Annotated in this window: 14 protein-coding genes; 11 read left to right on the top strand and 3 right to left on the bottom strand. The window is 51.2% G+C overall.

Annotated features, from left to right (window positions below):
* Positions 1–47: 47 nt before the first annotated feature.
* On the bottom strand, positions 48–431 hold the full coding sequence (locus H6G89_RS24075; protein WP_190511197.1) for a hypothetical protein: 384 nt from the start codon (positions 429–431) through the stop codon (positions 48–50).
* Positions 432–687: 256 nt separating this feature from the next.
* Here H6G89_RS24075 and corA point away from each other — a divergent pair, with 256 nt between their 5' ends.
* The 6 genes from corA to tkt all read left to right on the top strand — a co-directional run bounded on the left by corA (position 688) and on the right by tkt (position 8,154).
* Positions 688–1,872, top strand: a complete 1,185-nt coding sequence (gene corA / locus H6G89_RS24070) for a magnesium/cobalt transporter CorA (protein ID WP_190511196.1) — start codon at positions 688–690, stop codon at positions 1,870–1,872.
* Positions 1,873–2,183: 311 nt separating this feature from the next.
* Positions 2,184–2,696: an adenine phosphoribosyltransferase gene (locus H6G89_RS24065; RefSeq protein ID WP_190511194.1), complete on the top strand. Its 513-nt coding sequence runs from the start codon at positions 2,184–2,186 to the stop codon at positions 2,694–2,696.
* Between the two features lie 63 nt (positions 2,697–2,759).
* Entirely contained in the window at positions 2,760–3,821 is a 1,062-nt protein-coding gene (locus H6G89_RS24060) for an ABC transporter permease (RefSeq protein WP_190511193.1), read from the top strand.
* A gap of 246 nt (positions 3,822–4,067) precedes the next feature.
* Entirely contained in the window at positions 4,068–4,313 is a 246-nt protein-coding gene (gene acpP / locus H6G89_RS24055) for an acyl carrier protein (protein ID WP_190511191.1), read from the top strand.
* A 142-nt stretch (positions 4,314–4,455) separates the two neighbouring features.
* Positions 4,456–5,715 (top strand): beta-ketoacyl-ACP synthase II, encoded by a 1,260-nt coding sequence (fabF, locus tag H6G89_RS24050; protein ID WP_190511189.1) that lies wholly within the window; start codon positions 4,456–4,458, stop codon positions 5,713–5,715.
* Between the two features lie 426 nt (positions 5,716–6,141).
* Positions 6,142–8,154, top strand: coding sequence for a transketolase (gene tkt, locus H6G89_RS24045; RefSeq protein WP_190511187.1), 2,013 nt, complete (start codon positions 6,142–6,144; stop codon positions 8,152–8,154).
* Positions 8,155–8,298: 144 nt separating this feature from the next.
* Here the strand turns inward: tkt and H6G89_RS24040 are convergent, their stop codons facing one another.
* Positions 8,299–9,132: a hypothetical protein gene (locus tag H6G89_RS24040; RefSeq protein ID WP_190511184.1), complete on the bottom strand. Its 834-nt coding sequence runs from the start codon at positions 9,130–9,132 to the stop codon at positions 8,299–8,301.
* A 303-nt stretch (positions 9,133–9,435) separates the two neighbouring features.
* Here H6G89_RS24040 and H6G89_RS24035 point away from each other — a divergent pair, with 303 nt between their 5' ends.
* From H6G89_RS24035 to H6G89_RS24015, 5 genes are all read left to right on the top strand, one after another.
* Positions 9,436–10,557 carry a calcium-binding protein gene (locus H6G89_RS24035; protein WP_190511181.1) on the top strand — a complete coding sequence of 374 codons (1,122 nt, stop codon included), beginning with the start codon at positions 9,436–9,438 and terminating at the stop codon, positions 10,555–10,557.
* A gap of 349 nt (positions 10,558–10,906) precedes the next feature.
* A complete protein-coding gene (locus H6G89_RS24030) occupies positions 10,907–11,638 on the top strand; it encodes an OB-fold-containig protein (protein WP_190511179.1) in 732 nt (243 codons plus the stop codon).
* Between the two features lie 12 nt (positions 11,639–11,650).
* Positions 11,651–13,696 carry a flotillin family protein gene (locus H6G89_RS24025; protein WP_190511177.1) on the top strand — a complete coding sequence of 682 codons (2,046 nt, stop codon included), beginning with the start codon at positions 11,651–11,653 and terminating at the stop codon, positions 13,694–13,696.
* Between the two features lie 362 nt (positions 13,697–14,058).
* Positions 14,059–14,196 carry a hypothetical protein gene (locus tag H6G89_RS24020; RefSeq protein ID WP_190511175.1) on the top strand — a complete coding sequence of 46 codons (138 nt, stop codon included), beginning with the start codon at positions 14,059–14,061 and terminating at the stop codon, positions 14,194–14,196.
* Positions 14,183–14,989: an RDD family protein gene (locus H6G89_RS24015; protein WP_190511173.1), complete on the top strand. Its 807-nt coding sequence runs from the start codon at positions 14,183–14,185 to the stop codon at positions 14,987–14,989. The genes H6G89_RS24020 and H6G89_RS24015 overlap by 14 nt, the downstream gene beginning before the upstream one ends.
* Here H6G89_RS24015 and H6G89_RS35870 read toward each other — a convergent pair.
* A complete protein-coding gene (locus H6G89_RS35870; RefSeq protein ID WP_190511171.1) occupies positions 14,981–16,750 on the bottom strand; it encodes a hypothetical protein in 1,770 nt (589 codons plus the stop codon). The two genes, H6G89_RS24015 and H6G89_RS35870, sit on opposite strands and share 9 nt — an antisense overlap.
* Positions 16,751–17,031: the final 281 nt, after the last annotated feature.

Raw genomic sequence — 17,031 nt, 5'->3', positions numbered from 1 at the left:
CGAAATCTTTAAGATTCTGGGGAGCTAAGCAAGCAAACCTCTCTGAATTATTGCGGCGGTTGAGCAGGCAATGCCTCAGGTGCAGGTGCAACCGCTTCAGGTTCGGGTGCGACAGGCTGAGGGGCGACAGGAGCCTGACTTTCAGGCACCTGGATATTAATATCTGGAGCATCAGGCACGATGGGTGCTTCTGGAGCTACGGGTGAAGGAACGGTGATATTTACGTCAGGGGGTTGTTGCTGTTGAGCAGGAGCCGTTGGCTCGTTACCCTGATCAAAGACAAACATCGCAATAACAACCCCAACAAGGGAAATCAAGGCAATCCCTAGAGCAAAACTACCGGCTGCATTGGCGTTGTCGCGAGCAATTTGGCTCTCTCTACGTATCTCCAGGTCGCGCTCGACCACATCCCGATCAGTTGAGTTTCTCATGGTTTTTTATAGAACTCGGCTAGAATGGCGATTCAAAAGAAATGGTGAATCAAAATTTACTAACTCAGTTTTGAGTAGTTTATTTAGATATCCTGAACGTAACTCACAGGCTGGATCAGGCAGTTCTACCTTGGGCAGGACTCTACCTCAATCAGAAGAGTGATTCTGGCTACTGATTTAGAAGCTCTAATCGCTCCAAACCGCCTAATTTCATTCAATCGCCGACAAATTTCCTGCGTTCTCTCAAACATCGTTTATGACTTCTGACCCAGTAAAACTGCTACGTAAAACGGCTAAAACTTCTCTCCGATTGAACGAGATAGAGGATGAGGAGGAACAAGAGTCTTATGTTGACTACTCGTATCACGAGCCAGGCAGCCTACCCGGAACACTCACCATTGAAGACGATGCACCCATCCCCTCAATTGTCCTGATCGACTATTCCGAGGAGATGGCAGCTCGTGTGCAGATTCAAGCCCCAGAGGATTGCACACCTTACCTGGATACGGAATCTGTGTCCTGGGTGGATGTGCAAGGGCTTGGCAGTGAAGATATTTTGCAGCGGTTGGGGCGGGTCTTTAGCCTGCATCCCCTGGTGCTAGAGGATGTCGTGAACGTGCCTCAACGCCCCAAGGTGGAGGAATATGAGGATCAGTTGTTAATTATTGCTCGGATGGTCATTCCCAAGCAGAGCGGCAATGGATTTGTCAGCGAGCAAGTAAGTTTCATATTGGGAAAACATTATTTGCTGACGGTACAGGAGGAACCAGAGTACGACACCTTCAACCCAGTCCGCGATCGCATTCGGACGTCAAAAGGTACCATTCGCAAACACAAAGCAGACTATTTGGCGTATACCCTCCTGGACACCATCGTTGATGGCTTTTTCCCAGTTTTGGAAACCTATGGTGAGCGCATCGAAGAACTGGAGGACGAAGTGGTGATGTGCCCCACCCACCAAACTCTGGAGAAGATCTATGAGTTGAAGCGACAATTGCTAACGTTGCGCCGGGCAATATGGCCTCAACGGGATGCTATTAACGCCATCATTCGTGATAGTAGCCCTCTGGTCAGTGATGAAGTGCGAATTTACTTGAGGGATTGTTATGACCACTCGGTGCAAGTGTTAGACATGGTGGAAACGTATCGCGAACTGGCATCTAGCTTGATGGATGTCTATCTCTCCTCAGTCAGTAATCGCATGAACGAAGTGATGAAATTATTGACGATTATTTCGACGATTTTCATCCCTTTGACCTTTATTGCTGGAATCTATGGAATGAACTTCAACACGGAGCGATCGCCCTGGAATATGCCAGAGTTGAACTGGTATTGGGGCTATCCATTGTGTCTTGGCGTGATGGGGGTGATTGCCCTGGGACTGGTTCTCTACTTTTGGAAAAAAGGCTGGTTTCAAAACTTTAGCGGCATTAAGGAGTAGATGGGTAGATACGTTTTGAGCAATAAATTTTGAGTTGAAGCGGTCAATTCAAAAGTCAGACCTAACCCAAGTGACCACGGCTATCATTCCCATTCCTAAGTACAACTCGTCGTAAATAAGGGTGGGAATTTGGGGTGCAGGGGTGGAACCCCTGGCTGGGGGCGCAGCCCCCATACCCCCTGGTTTTATTTCCAAACCCTATCCATGAATAGCAGTACTAAGCACTAAAAACTCCTAACCGTTAACGGTTGACCATTGACCATTAACCAATGGTGATACTATTGCTACGACCCTTCATCCCATCCTGATTTATGGATCTCAAATCTCTGATTCGTGATGTTCCCGATTTTCCAAAACCCGGTATCTTATTTCGAGATATTACAACCCTGTTAAACAACCCCCAGGGATTGTGTTACACCATTGACCTGCTCGCCGAAAAGGTAAGCCATCTGTCCATCGACTATGTTGTTGGTATGGAGTCACGAGGGTTTATCTTTGGCACTCCACTGGCGTGCAAATTAGAGAAAGGATTTATCCCAGTTCGCAAACCGGGCAAGCTACCAGCCGCGATTCACTCGGTAGAATATGAGTTGGAGTATGGAACCGATCGCCTGGAAATGCATCAGGATGCTTTTCATCCCGGTAGCCGCGTGTTAATTGTGGATGACCTGATCGCGACGGGTGGAACGGCGGCAGCTACTGCCAAACTGATTCAACAAACTGGGGCTGAGTTAGCGGGCTTTGCCTTTGTGATTGAGTTAACCTTTTTAGAGGGACGCAAAAATCTGCCGGAGGCTCCGGTGATTACCCTTGTGCAATATTAGCAACTTGATTATTCAACCTTGTCAGTAGTATCGACGTGAGTCCGGTTTGACTCGATAGCCTCCATGACTTCGAATAGAGCTTCATCGCTGCAACAGCGGTTTCAATCTATCAGCAGTGGCTTTATCCATGCCATCACCAGTGAAACAACGGTATATCTGGTGAAACGGCTGTTGCAAGCCTTATTGACGTTGTTGTTGGCTTCTGCCCTGAGCTTTTTTATTATCCAATTGGCTCCTGGGGATTATCTCGATACCTTGCGGCAAAATCCTCAAATTGACGAGCAAACGCTCAAAAGTCTGGAAGCCCAGTTTGGGTTAGATAAGCATCCGATTGAGCAATATTTCCTTTGGTTGCGGCAGATTGTCACAAAGGGTGATTTTGGACGGAGTTTTGCCTATCAGCGATCGGTAACATCCCTCCTGTGGGAACGAATCCCTAATACAGTGTTGTTATCTCTCTCGTCGATGATATTGACATGGGCGATCGCCATTCCCCTGGGCATTATTGGAGCGGTTGAGCAAAACCGATGGAGCGATCGCATTTTGCGGGTCATCAGCTATATCGGTCAGGGATTTCCCACCCTGATTACAGGGTTGCTCCTGCTAACATTGGCGCAAAACACCTCACCCCTGTTTCCGATTGGTGGCATGACTAGCATCGACCACGCTGACCTCACTCCCCTGGGTAAGGTGTTGGACGTGGCATGGCACCTGATCTTGCCAACACTTGCTCTGAGCATCACCAGTTTTGCAGGGCTACAGCGAATCATGCGTGGTGAATTATTGGACGTATTGCGGCAAGACTATATTCAGACGGCTCGCGCTAAAGGCTTGCCTGAAAACCGCGTCATCTACGTCCATGCCTTGCGGAATGCAGTCAACCCCCTGATGACCCTGCTAGGGTTTGAATTTGCAGGCTTGTTAGGAGGTGCGTTTATCACTGAAAACTATTTCAACTGGCCTGGATTGGGGCGATTAATTTTGCAAGCGGTGACCGCCAGAGATCTATATCTAGTCATGGCAAGCCTGATGATGGGTGGTGTCATGCTTATCCTGGGTAATTTGCTGGCAGACTTCTTACTAAAGGCTGTTGACCCGCGCATCAAGCTGGAAGACATTAACTAAAAAGGCTCAAAGATAAACAATTAAGAATACAAAAAGAAAAACGACCTCGATCTTTTTATCCTTCATCCTTCATCCTTTTAACCGCAATCCCGTCACTCTTTCGGATAAGATTTAGAAATGCCCAAAACTCCTGTAGACGTCTGTGGGAGTCTAACTCCCATTGCTAGAGGTTTTCAGGTAGGTTTGTGGCAGTTGGTCGTGTAGTCCAGTTAGCTAAATATTGCGTCCGAGCAAGAAGGGATAATTATGAGCCGCGAGGAAATTCTTAAAAAAGTTCAAGAAATTGTGTCTGAACAGTTGGGTGTCGAAACGAGTGAGGTGAAACCCGAAGCCAGTTTTGCCAACGACTTGGGTGCTGACTCTCTCGACACCGTTGAACTCGTGATGGCGTTAGAAGAAGAGTTTGATATTGAAATTCCCGATGAAGCGGCTGAAGGCATTGCGACCGTTCAAGCGGCAGTGGACTACATTGACGGCAAGGTTGCTGCTTAACTTCAGCGTTTGGGGTTTGGGTGTCAGGTGCTTAGTGCGTTCAATTCCTGACCCCTGAACCAATGTTATTCGGATTCTGGGTTAGAGGTGGTCGTTCCAACTCCAAACCCTGATTCCATCTTGAATCCTTAAAGCTGCTGTCATGACAAGTGCTGATTCTGAATATAAGCGTGTTGTAATCACTGGATTGGGTGCAATTACCCCCATTGGCAACACTCTGGCTGAATATTGGGACGGATTGCGAAGTGGACGCAATGGGATTGCGCCTATCACTTTATTTGATGCGTCGCGCCACGATAGTCGAATTGCAGGAGAGGTCAAAGGGTTTGACCCCCATGCCTATATGGATCGCAAGGATGCCAAGCGCATGGATCGCTTCTCACAGTTTGCGGTAGCGGCGAGTAAACAGGCGATCGCTGATGCGGGGTTTGTTATTAATGACCTCAATGCTGAGCAAGTTGGTGTCATGATCGGCACTGGCATCGGTGGCTTGAAGGTGATGGAAGACCAGCAAGAGGTCTACTTAACCCGTGGTCCCGATCGCTGTAGCCCGTTCATGGTGCCCATGATGATTGCCAACATGGCGGCAGGTTTAACTGCCATTCATGTGGGTGCTAAGGGACCCAACTCCTGCCCTGTAACCGCCTGTGCCGCCGGTTCAAATGCTGTAGGTGACGCATTCCGCCTGGTGCAACGGGGCTATGCGCAAGCCATGATCTGTGGTGGCGCAGAGGCAGCGGTGACTCCCCTGGCGTATGCTGGGTTTGCGGCGGCACGAGCACTGTCCACTCGCAATGATGACCCGGCACACGCCTGTCGCCCCTTTGATCGCGATCGCGATGGGTTCGTGATGGGAGAAGGTGCAGGCATTCTCATTCTAGAGGAGCTAGAACATGCCCTTAGCCGGGGTGCCAAAATCTATGCTGAGATCATCGGCTATGGCATGACCTGCGACGCTTACCACATGACATCTCCTGTTCCAGGCGGAGAGGGAGCCGCTAGAGCAATTCAGTTGGCAATTAAAGATGCCAAAATCACTCCCGACCAGGTCAGTTACATCAACGCCCACGGTACGAGCACCCCTGCTAACGACTCGACCGAAACAGCGGCGATCAAGACCGCCTTGGGAGATCATGCTCGTCAGGTTGCCATCAGTTCCACGAAGTCTATGACGGGGCATTTGTTGGGTGGCTCAGGTGGCATCGAAGCCGTCGCTGCGGTCATGGCAGTCAAACATGATCATGTTCCTCCCACAATTAACCTGGAGAATCCTGACCCCGATTGCGATTTAGATTACATTCCCAACCACAGTCGCCAACAACCTGTCGAAGTGGCTCTGTCCAATTCATTTGGCTTTGGAGGTCACAACGTCACACTCGTGTTTCGTAAGTTCAGTCACTAACCGTTTGTGCTAAAGCGGGAAATTGCCAATAGTGGGTAGAGTGTTGGTCATCTACCCACTCTTAATTAGTCCATCTAGTGTTAGTCCGCTCAGTGCTTATCCATCAACCGCCAGGACTTTATCAAGAGATTAAAAATCGATCGTTGGCAAGGATAGACATAGACTATAAGCTATTAATAGTAGGTATAGTTACTTACCAAATTACCGAGAAATTCGATTTGTTATAGCCGTAGTCCTTGCGTTAAGGACAGGGTGCAGGGATGAACCCTGATCCAGGGCTTAAACCCCACGCTTCCTTCTCCTAAATAGTCTGGCTATCGCTCTATTTTTGATTGCTGTTTGTTAACGCTGAACGGATTATTGCCCCTAAATCCCGCCAGTGGGATGATGAATGTACTGTCACACCGTCGTTGAGTAGAAGAGATCATGGCTGTCGCAACCCAATCGCTCGATCAACTTTGTATTAACTCGATCCGTTTTCTGGCGGTCGATGCTGTAGAAAAAGCTAAGTCTGGTCACCCTGGACTGCCAATGGGGGCTGCTCCGATGGCGTATGTCCTGTGGGACAAGTTTATGCGGTTTAATCCCAAAAATCCAAAATGGTTTAACCGCGATCGCTTTGTATTGTCCGCTGGTCACGGCTGTATGTTACAGTATGCCCTGCTTTATCTTGCAGGCTATGACAGCGTCACAATTGAGGACATTAAGCAGTTTCGTCAGTGGGGTTCTAAAACTCCCGGTCACCCCGAAAACTTTGAGACAGCAGGGGTTGAAGTAACAACTGGGCCTCTGGGTCAGGGCATTGCAAATGCGGTTGGATTAGCGATGGCTGAAGCTCACCTGGCAGCCAAATATAACAAGCCTGATGTCACGCTAGTTGACCACTACACCTACGTGATTTTGGGTGATGGCTGCAACATGGAAGGGGTATCGGGTGAGGCGTGCTCGCTCGCAGGTCACTATGGGCTTGGTAAACTGATTGCCCTCTATGATGACAACCATATTTCCATCGACGGCTCGACCGATATCGCCTTCACTGAAGATGTTAGCAAGCGATTTGAGTCCTACGGTTGGCACGTTTTGCACGTTGCAGATGGAAACAACGATTTAGAAGGTATTGCTAAGGCGATCGAAGAAGCAAAGGCGGTCACAGACAAGCCTTCCATGATTAAAGTGACAACCACCATTGGTTACGGTTCTCCTAACAAAGCCAACACCGCTGGAGTCCACGGTGCAGCGTTAGGTGGCGATGAAGTGAAAGCCACCCGCACCAACTTGGGCTGGGAGTATGAACCCTTTGTGATTCCTGATGATGTGCTCAAGCATACCCGCAAAGCCGTTGAGCGGGGTGCTCAGTATGAATCCGAGTGGAACAAGACGCTTGCAGATTTCAAAGCAAAGTATCCTCAAGAGGCAGCTGAGTTTGAGCGTCTCCTCAGTGGCAAGTTGCCCGATGGTTGGGACTCCGTATTACCCACCTACACGGCTGAAGACAAATCGCTAGCAACCCGCAAGTATTCTGAGATCGTTCTCAACAAGCTAGCTCCTGTGCTGCCTGAATTGATTGGGGGTTCGGCTGACCTGACTCACTCCAACTTGACTGAACTGAAAGGCTTTGGTGACTTCCAGAAGGGTCAATACGCCAACCGTAACGTTCACTATGGTGTGCGGGAACATGGCATGGGTGCGATCAACAACGGGATTGCCCTGCACGGTTCCGGGCTAATCCCCTATGGTGCAACCTTCCTGATCTTTACTGACTACATGCGGGCGGCAATTCGTCTCTCAGCCCTGTCCGAGGCAGGATCTATTTGGGTCATGACCCATGATTCGATTGGTCAAGGGGAAGACGGTCCGACTCACCAACCTGTCGAGACATTGGCATCTCTGCGGGCAATTCCCAGTCTGACGGTGATTCGTCCGGCAGATGGCAACGAAACCTCTGCGGCTTACAAGATTGCCATCACCTACGCTAAGCAAAATCGTCCAACCCTGCTTGCGTTATCGCGTCAAAACGTTGAAAGCCTGTCTGTTACTTCTATCGAGGGTGCGACAAAGGGTGGATACGTTGTTGTTGATTCTGAGGGGACTCCTGATCTGATCCTGATCGGTACTGGGTCGGAGTTGGGCTTGACGATTAAAGCGGCTGAAAAGCTAGCCAGCGAAGGCACAAAAGTTCGCGTTGTGTCTCTGCCCTCCTGGGAATTGTTTGAAGAGCAAGATGCCGCTTACCGAGAGTCGGTGTTGCCCAAAGCTGTTACCAAGCGTCTGGCAGTAGAAGCAGGATCGAGCTTTGGCTGGTGCCGTTACACTACCAGTGATGGTGACTCTGTCAGCGTCGATCGCTTTGGGGCTTCTGCTCCTGGTGGGGTTGTGATGGAAAAATTTGGCTACACCGTTGATAACGTCGTAGCCCGTGCCAAAGCCCTGTTGGGTTAAGGGTTGGTGCGATCGCCCCTGATATAGCTCTGGTCAGAAAAACAGAGAGAGGGTAGTGATGAACTACCCTCTTTTTTAGCGATCGTTGTGGAACTGATGACCGTAGGAGTACAGAAGCAGGCGTTCCTGCCAGGATGACTCTGCTTATTCAGAAACCCAGGCAGAAGGAGCGTCGTAGACCTGGACCAAGCCTCGGCTCTGGTCAAAAACGACTCGAATAAAGTTGGTCTGCCCTACTTCCAGATAGCCCGATCGCCAGGGACGACTGCTTAAGGTCGGGCGAAATCGCAGGCGATAAGCCCCTGGAGCCAGGTAGACAGTCTGTTGAGAATTGCTTCCTGTGAAGGAAAGTTCGTGTTCACCATGGACACTCTCAATCGAAACGGTAACCCACTCCTGTGATAAAGAGGTGAGTTCTAATCGTGTGCCCTCATAGGCGTAAGTCGGAACAGGAACTGTACTTTGCCAGTTGGTTTCCCCATTGCTGCGCCACCAGTCATTGCGATATTCCCAGTCGCGACGCTGGTTCTCCCAATCCCGGCGTTGTTCCTCCCAATAGCGGGAGTTTTGGCGTTGTTGCCAATCCCGATCGCCCCGTTGCTCTTCCCATTCTTCGCGATCGCGCTCTTGCTGGGTTTCTCCGTCTTCCCAATAGTCTTCGCTGTCATCCCACCGATCATCATTGCGATCGCGCCACCAGTCATCATCTCGACGATCGTCATCATCCTCTTGATCGTCCTGCCACTGCTCTTGCATCTCGGCTTGACGCTGGCGTTCGCGTTCGCGGCGGGCTGCTTCCTGCTGCCGTTGGCGATCGCGATTGGCGTTTTGCTTTACTCCGGAAGGTGTGGCATCCTCCGCCTTCGCTGTTTGACTGCTGTCCCCTGTGACTGGTATCGATGCGGCGATCGACTCTGGCGCAAATCCTCCAGCCAGAGTCAGTAAAACCGTTGTAGCGATTAAAACTTGACGTTTCATTGCATCTCACCTCAAAACAGGCTCAAAATCAGACCTTTCTCCGTCTGATATGGAATAACCAGATTGGTTAGCAGGAGTACAGGGGAGAAACCCTGACCGGGGGCACTGCTCCACGGCCCTTCTTGGATTAGGGGGTCTAGGCAACGTGGTATCTAATATATCTATCTAGACTGACATTTGTGGGCAATTGTTGCCTTCATGCCAGTGGAGGAGTCCAATCAGGTGAAATTACCGTAGGTCTAGCGATACGGCTGATTCATCCACCTGGCTAACTCCCTGAGATGAAGTGCGATCGCCGCACAAATGACTAATTTAGACAGTATCGGGAACACTGAAACGGCGGTTGATGATATGGCATTTATTCCAGGTACATTTAGGGACGACACTTTAAACGGCTCTTCGAGCGATGACCTGATTTTGGGCTACGCTGGCAACGATACCCTGTCCGGCAACAGAGGCGATGACGACATTGCAGGGGGTGAGGGAGCCGATCGCCTCTTTGGTAATGATGGCGAAGATGAACTGAGAGGAGACTCAGGCGAGGATCGGTTGTCGGGTGGTGATGACGATGACGAACTCAATGGCGGTAGCGGTGACGATGACCTGTATGGGGGTGACGGCAATGACGATCTGTTTGGGGGTCGGGGTGAAGACTACCTGAATGGGGACGATGGAGCCGATCGCCTATCCGGAGATGATGGTGACGATTTCCTGGAAGGAGGCTTCGGCAACGACAACCTGGCGGGTGGTGAAGGAGTCGATCGCCTCTATGGTGAGGATGGGGTTGATTACCTCAATGGCGATGCTGACAACGACAGCCTCTATGGTGGCTTTGGTGCAGATACCCTTGATGGTGAAGCAGGCGACGACCTGTTAGATGCCGGAAATGGTGCTGACCAACTGTTTGGGGGAGCAGGGAGCGATCGCCTGTTAGGGGGTTCTGAAAACGACTTCCTCAGTGCTGGCGATGGCAACGACGAATTGGACGGTGGCAATGGCATTGACGGTCTGTATGGGGGTGCAGGCAATGATGAACTGACAGGTTTAGGCGGTAACGACACCCTGGTTGGAGTCAACGAAACCGCTGCCCGACCCGGCAGAAATGAGATCGATGTGATGACCGGCGGTAGTGGGCGCGATCTGTTTGTCTTGGGCAACACGACGCAGGCGTTTTACAACGATGGACGACGCTTTGTTGCAGGGTTACAGGATTATGCAGTGATTCGTGACTTTAGACGACGGGTTGATTTCATCCAACTGGAGGGCACTGCTGCAAATTATGTCATTAGGCGAGGTGGAGGCTCTACCAGGCGGAGTGTGGGTATCTATCGAGACGAACCTGGACGCCGACCCGATGAACTCATTGCAGTAGTTGAAGGCGTAACAAATTTGAGCCTTGCTCAACCCTACTTCACGTTCGTTTAAGGTGGGATTAGAAATCAGGAATGGGGGCGGTTAAAACGGCAGGCTGAAGTCTGAAAAGCTCATCTTCTGGTCGTCTTGGCGACTGGAGTTGCGGCTATCTGAGCAACACCTGTTTATGCAGGTTACAGAAACCTCAATTTAAGAAGTCCGCGTCGGTGAGCTTTGGTCGTATCACTACGGTTTTAACCGCCATTTTTGAGGATTAGCATAAGCAACCAAAAATTAAAAAACTTCGCGTTTTGACATCATTCCCAGGAGAGAGCGGCTATGGTGGTGAAGTCATTGTTCGATGACATAGGTCTACGAACAATGGGTTATAGCTGCTGGCTTCGCTTCATCTCTCACTACCATGCCGCTCTTTCACCTGTCCAACTTGCCCTACTGGATTTTTCTAGGCTTGGGCGTCTCTCTTTTTCTATTTGTCATCCTGGCAGGCGGGGGCGACGACACTGACCTGGATGCCGATATCGATGCAGATGTAGACGCCGACCTTGCACTGGATGCAGAGGGCAATCTCCTCGATCTCGATACCGATGCAGAGGGAGCCAGCTTGACGATGGCTCAGATGGTTGCCTGGCTAGGGATTGGTCGGGCACCTCTCATCCTGCTGTTAGCGACCGATCTCAGCATCTGGGGCTTGTTGGGCTGGATGCTGAATGTCTTTATCGGGGGGATTTTAGGCAACCTCCTAAGTGGCTTTGTTGGCGTTGTGCTGGTGCTGATTTCCCTGGTGGGGGCGTTGCTTTTGGGTGGGCAAATCGCCAAGCCAATCGGCAAAGTATTTGCCTCCTTTGGTGAGGACGTGGGGAGCGATCGCCTGATTGGCTGTATCGGTACAGTCAGCACAGCCCAAGTCCCGATTGCAGGACAAAACCGCATCGGTCAGGTAGATGTATTAGACCCTGCTCGCAACCGAGTCACAGTAAACGCCATATTGCCAGAGTGGGCAACGGTGATTCCCCAACGAGGAGCAAAAGTTTTAGTGATTGAGCGAACAGGATCATCGTATCTCGTGATTGTTAAAGACAGCCCTGATCAGGATCAGTGGTTTAGCACTTCTCATTCCAAGCCGTCGCGTTAGGTGGAACGTCCTATGTTGTTTTGGCTCTCGTTCATTCAGTCTCTCCCCAGCATTTCTCCTATCGAGACACCCCCTCCCCGGTTGACCCCCTCGCACAACGCAAAACTGTTACCCATCGCCCACTCCGCACCGACGCTGCACGCGACCGTACCCCACGCGATGCACGTACAATCGATCGCTCATCCCACGCTAGGGCAACTGCCAGTTGCCTCTGCCGGGGTCTTGGGCAGTGTTACCTTTTTTGCGGGAATTGTGGCGGGTTTAATTGTGTTATTGCTGCTGGGTGTGTGGGCATACACCCGCGTGTATGTAATTACGCCAAACAACGAGGCATTTGTGCGGACGGGGGGCGTTTTTATTAAGCAAAAAACTGTGATCTTGAATGGTGGATGTATTGTCCTGCCGGGATTTCACGAGTTGACCCGCGTTCCACTCCGGGAGATTTCCATTGATGTGGAACGGACTGGAAAACTTGCCGTGCGGACGCAAGATTATCTGCGGGCCGATATGCGAGTGACATTTTATGTGTGCATCAGTGCTTCTGAAGAAGATGTGCTGACAGCGGCAGCACGGTTATCGCAGGGCAACCGCATCACCCCAGATGACATCAAAAACGCACTGGAAAAACGAGCCGATGATGCGATTCGGGCGGCAGCTAAAACCAAGAGTCTGGCAGAGATTGATTCTGACAAATTGGGCTTTGCCCAAGAGGTATTGAATCTGGTGCAGCAAGATTTGGGCAAGGTCGGTTTAACGCTAAATAACATCGCCATTTCTGAGATTCAAGAGAGCGACACCTACGACACCAATAACTTCTTTGATGCTCAGGGTGTGCGCTTGCGGACGGAGACAATTCAAAAGTCGATTCAACAAAAGCGTGAAGTTGAACTCGCCACTCAAGTGGCGATCGAGCAAAAAGAACTGGATGCAGAGAAGCGATCGCTCCAGATTTTGCAGGAAAAAGAGAGTGCTCGCTTAGAGCAACAATTGCAAGTAGAAGCACTCAAAGCTCAGCGGGAGCGGGAGATCCAAGAGGCACAAGACCGAGAAGCTGCAACTACTCAGCGCACCAAAATTCTGCAACAAAAATCAGTTGAAGAAGAAGAAATTCGGCGACAATTGGGTATTAAACAGAGTCAAATTGATGCAGATATTGAGTTAGAAGAACGTAACAAAAAACTCAAGGTTGCACAAGCTCTACAACAACAAGAAGCAGAATTGGCGGAGATTACCCGCAAGAAAACGGTTGAGTCGCAAAGTCTGGAGGCTCAGGTTCAGGTTGCGGAGTCCGAGCGGTTAGCCCGAATTGCCCAAGAAGATGTGGCGATCGCGATCGCAGCAAAACGCAAAGAGAGCTTTCAAGCTGAGGCACAACGGGCACGCGCCGAAGCGTCGGTCAGCACCGCAACCGAGATCGAAGTGGCAGAGCGACAGCGGCAATTAGCTGTCATTGCTGCTCAACGAGAAGCCGAAGAGAGACGCATCGCCGATCAAAACGTGGTGGAAATTGATGTCTTCCGGCGACGACGGCAGGCAGAGATTGCCAAACAAGCCGCCGAATTAGAAGCAGAAGCGATTCGCACGTTGGCAGAGGCAAACCGTGACAAATCCCTGGCAGAAGCCGAAGGTATTCAGGCACAAATTGCGGCTCGTAACCTGATTAGCAATGCTCGCCTCACGGCTGACACCTTCACCACCATCTGGCCTGAACTGGCAGAACGTTTGCCTGAAGTGCTCAGCGCACTGGCTCCGCAACCGGGCGTGTTAGGCGATGCCCGAATCTACTCCTTCCCCGGAGCTAATGGCAACGGCAATGGCAGCAGTGGTGCTCAGGATGTGAATAAGCTGTTGTTTTCTACGAGTGGACTGGCACTGATTAACACGCTGCTGGAGGATGGCAAACTGGCAGGCTTGATCGCCCAGGTGAAACAGTTGATGAGTGACAACGGCACTGTCTCAACCTCAGCTTCAAACTCAGCCACCATACCCCCGTCAGAGATAGAGCGATCGCCCACCGTCTACGTAGACACGAACGCTGACCCCTCGGCGAACGGTTGACTCTTGACGACTCGCTCAATCGACGAGAATCAGTTGCCCAGATAGCGATGGGTACAACCGTCAAACTCCTTATCCACAGACAACTGGGACGCAAGCTGCATCATGGCTACTAAGAGGATCGCGGCGATCGCCCACGATCTGGTGCCTAGCTCTTGAATTTGCCGAATTGGTAAGTTAGTGTCAGCTTAGAAATGGGAATTAAATGAGTTCGAGATTTGGTAGGGGCGGGTTTTGCTGTCAAATCCATTGCAGTGAGCAGATCAATCTGCTAAACCCGCCCGTACAGTTTGCGGATTTATTACATTCACGCTCCTTAATATTTATAGCAACTGCCGAGACAGTTAATACAAGGGGGTATGGGGGTGAAACCCTCGACTGAAGGTATCACCCCATCTCCCTCTATCCTCACTCAGGTGGCGATCGCTATCACGTTGACAGCAAATCTGAGGCGTAAACTTTTCGCTTGCACACCCACTCCCATCGCCTATGCGCTTCTTTAACCGAATCACCTTGCAAACTCCAGAGAGTGTTGAATTGGAGTTTACCCTGGCAGGCATCGGCAACCGAGCACTGGCACTGGCAATCGACTACCTGGTGATGTTGATTTTTCTCGGTGTGTCGCTGTTGCTGTGGTGGGGGTTTTCAGCGCAACTATTTCGGTATTTGGACAATCTCCAGATTGATTACAGTGGGTTAGCAAATTGGCTATTGGCGATCGCGGCTCTACTGGTTTTCTTTGTCTGGATTGGCTATTTTGCCGCCTTTGAGACGGTGTGGCGGGGACAGACTCCAGGCAAGCGATTTGCCAAAATTCGGGTAATCCGGGATGATGGTCGTCCTGCTCGCCTACCTCAAGCGATTTTGCGATCGCTGTTGCGTCCCGTTGATGATGTGATGTCCATTGGCATGTGGATGATTATCTTTGGGAGTCAAGAGAAACGCCTGGGAGATTGGGTGGCAGGCACGCTCGTCGTTCAGGAGGAACGCACCATTGGAGCCGCTCAACTGGTCACCTCTAACCAAGCTCAAGAGGTTGCAGACTATCTCTTGCAATACGCTGATATGTCGCTCCTGTTGCCCGATGATTTCGCCATCGTGCGGGAATATTTGCAGCGGCGATCGCAGATGTATGATCAGGGGCGATCGACCTTGAGCTTAAAATTAGCGCGTCAGGTGAAGGCTTTGCTCACGCTTGAAAAACTGCCGGAAAACACGACCCCCGATCATTTTTTGGAGGGAGTGTATCTGGCGTATCAACAGCACTCATCGCAGCATCCCTACGATTCACCCTAGAACGAAATCTGCCGCTGTAATTTGAGCCGCTCGCACGCCTTTCAAGAATGCCAGTGCCTCACTACCAGCACTGATCAGAGTATTGCGCCCCACCTGACGAACGGTGAGATTCTGAAAGCGTAACCCACCCGACAACGCCAGTCGATCTTGCCGATCGCGAAAATCTTGAATGGTGTCGCGCCCATCTCGACGACGCAGCACAAACAGGTCGCGATCGCTCCCCCCAAAAAGGGTATCTCGCCCTTTGCCACCATCCAGGCGATCGCTGCCACTGCCACCTCGCAATTGATCATTACCAACACCGCCCAACAACTGATCGTTGTTTTCGTTGCCCTCTAAGAGATCAGAGCCAAGATCGCCGACCAGTTGGTCATTGCCTGCCAGACCCGTAAGGCGATCGTTGCCACTCAAGCCGTTGATGATGTCATTTCCGGTGGTGCCCTTGAGGTCATCATTGCTGGCCGTTGCGATTGGGGTTGACAGAGGCGTTTGTCCTGGCGCGGGAGTACGGGAGACAATCTGGGCGATCGCCCCAAACACATTGTCGTTGTCAATTGGTAATCCCAAATCGTCAGCGGCAACATTGCCCTGAAAGGTCATCGCGTTATCGATGACACTGGCGATCGCACCATCACGCACAAAAATTGCGCCACCTTTGCCCTGTCCGGGCAACCCTGTCGAGGCTTCGGGAAAGTAGATCCCCAATCCCCCCAACCCTCCGGTAGCAGAGTTTTGAGTGAAGGACACCTGATTGAGGGTTAGCTGCCCAGCATTGAGAAAAATCGCACCGCCCAAACCTGCGCCACCACCGCCACCGCCATGAATGCCACCTAGGGGGCTACCGGCTCCATATCGAAGCAACGTCGTTCCGTTGCCAGTCACCGCAACACCACGACCACCCCCAAAACCGGGTTGCCCGTTGCCGCCTGCGCCACCTGCACCAAAACCACCATTGCCACCGCCACCACCGCCGCCGCCAAAGTCACCCCCATTTCCCCCTAACCCATAGATTGAGGGAGCATTGTTAACCGCCGCGTTGCCAGTGCCAAGATCACCGCCACCGCCACCCCCACCCCCAAAGCTGCCATTGGCAGCATTCGTATCGGCAGCGTCAAACGCCATGGTATTAAACGCAGCGTTTTGACCATTAATGCTACTGCCACCTTTGCCACCGCCACCGGGAAGAGTATTTCCCCCATTTCCACCCAACTCTGGCGATCGCCCCCCACCATTGCCACCGTCTGAGTTGCCATTTTCACCATTCGTATCCATACCACCGCCACCGCCGCCCGCCCCATAGATGCGAATGGCATTGCCACCATTGCCACCGATCGCCCGGTTACCTGAAAAGGTCACTCCTTCTAGCGTGACTATCCCGTTGTTGATGAAAAGCCCCCCACCAACACCCGCACCGCCGCCACCACCAAGACTGCCAGTACCGCCGTTACCGCCCCGTGCCAGACCATTAGCGATCGCTAAATTGCGAATGTAAACCGTGCCACTATTGACCCAAAACACCCGATATCGGTTCTCACCGCTGATGGTTAATTGGGTTGCCCCAGTGCCCGTGATCGTAATATTGCTATCGATAGCAGGGAGGGTACGGATCAGCTGAATCGTCTGAGTACCCGCCGCCAGATTAAAAGCAATCGTGTCATCTCCTGCCGTTTGGTTAGCAGCAGCGATCGCCTCCCGCAATGTCACTAGCCCATCATTGGGATCTTCGTTATCGAGGATGCTGTTAACCGTAAAAGTACTCATTCCTACAGCCCTGCTACTACGTAGGAATATCGCAAACTTCTTGTATCAAAACCGCAAAGTTGGGCGAGGGAAAATTAAAGTTTTGGTATGACTTATGACAAACGGGAAGAAGGCGTCATTCATCCTACTGATCCACAAGACAGAAAGAGTGGGAAGGCGGAGCTTACCCCAATGACTCATCTCCCCATCTTTAGCAACCGAGGGGTTGAAACCGCCAAAATCCCTATCCCGAATTCACGTTATCCCGATTTATAGCTGTAGTCACCTCAGTTAAGACAAGG

This window comes from Oscillatoria sp. FACHB-1407, assembly GCF_014697545.1.
Lineage (GTDB): Bacteria > Cyanobacteriota > Cyanobacteriia > Elainellales > Elainellaceae > FACHB-1407.
This window is presented reverse-complemented; position numbering and strand designations above follow the sequence as displayed.

Coding starts and splice junctions, on each gene's coding strand:
- H6G89_RS24075 (WP_190511197.1), bottom strand. CDS start 431: ATGAGAAACTCAACTGATCGGGATGTGGTCGAGCGCGACCTGGAGATA.
- corA (WP_190511196.1), top strand. CDS start 688: ATGACTTCTGACCCAGTAAAACTGCTACGTAAAACGGCTAAAACTTCT.
- H6G89_RS24065 (WP_190511194.1), top strand. CDS start 2,184: ATGGATCTCAAATCTCTGATTCGTGATGTTCCCGATTTTCCAAAACCC.
- H6G89_RS24060 (WP_190511193.1), top strand. CDS start 2,760: ATGACTTCGAATAGAGCTTCATCGCTGCAACAGCGGTTTCAATCTATC.
- acpP (WP_190511191.1), top strand. CDS start 4,068: ATGAGCCGCGAGGAAATTCTTAAAAAAGTTCAAGAAATTGTGTCTGAA.
- fabF (WP_190511189.1), top strand. CDS start 4,456: ATGACAAGTGCTGATTCTGAATATAAGCGTGTTGTAATCACTGGATTG.
- tkt (WP_190511187.1), top strand. CDS start 6,142: ATGGCTGTCGCAACCCAATCGCTCGATCAACTTTGTATTAACTCGATC.
- H6G89_RS24040 (WP_190511184.1), bottom strand. CDS start 9,132: ATGAAACGTCAAGTTTTAATCGCTACAACGGTTTTACTGACTCTGGCT.
- H6G89_RS24035 (WP_190511181.1), top strand. CDS start 9,436: ATGACTAATTTAGACAGTATCGGGAACACTGAAACGGCGGTTGATGAT.
- H6G89_RS24030 (WP_190511179.1), top strand. CDS start 10,907: ATGCCGCTCTTTCACCTGTCCAACTTGCCCTACTGGATTTTTCTAGGC.
- H6G89_RS24025 (WP_190511177.1), top strand. CDS start 11,651: ATGTTGTTTTGGCTCTCGTTCATTCAGTCTCTCCCCAGCATTTCTCCT.
- H6G89_RS24015 (WP_190511173.1), top strand. CDS start 14,183: ATGCGCTTCTTTAACCGAATCACCTTGCAAACTCCAGAGAGTGTTGAA.
- H6G89_RS35870 (WP_190511171.1), bottom strand. CDS start 16,750: ATGAGTACTTTTACGGTTAACAGCATCCTCGATAACGAAGATCCCAAT.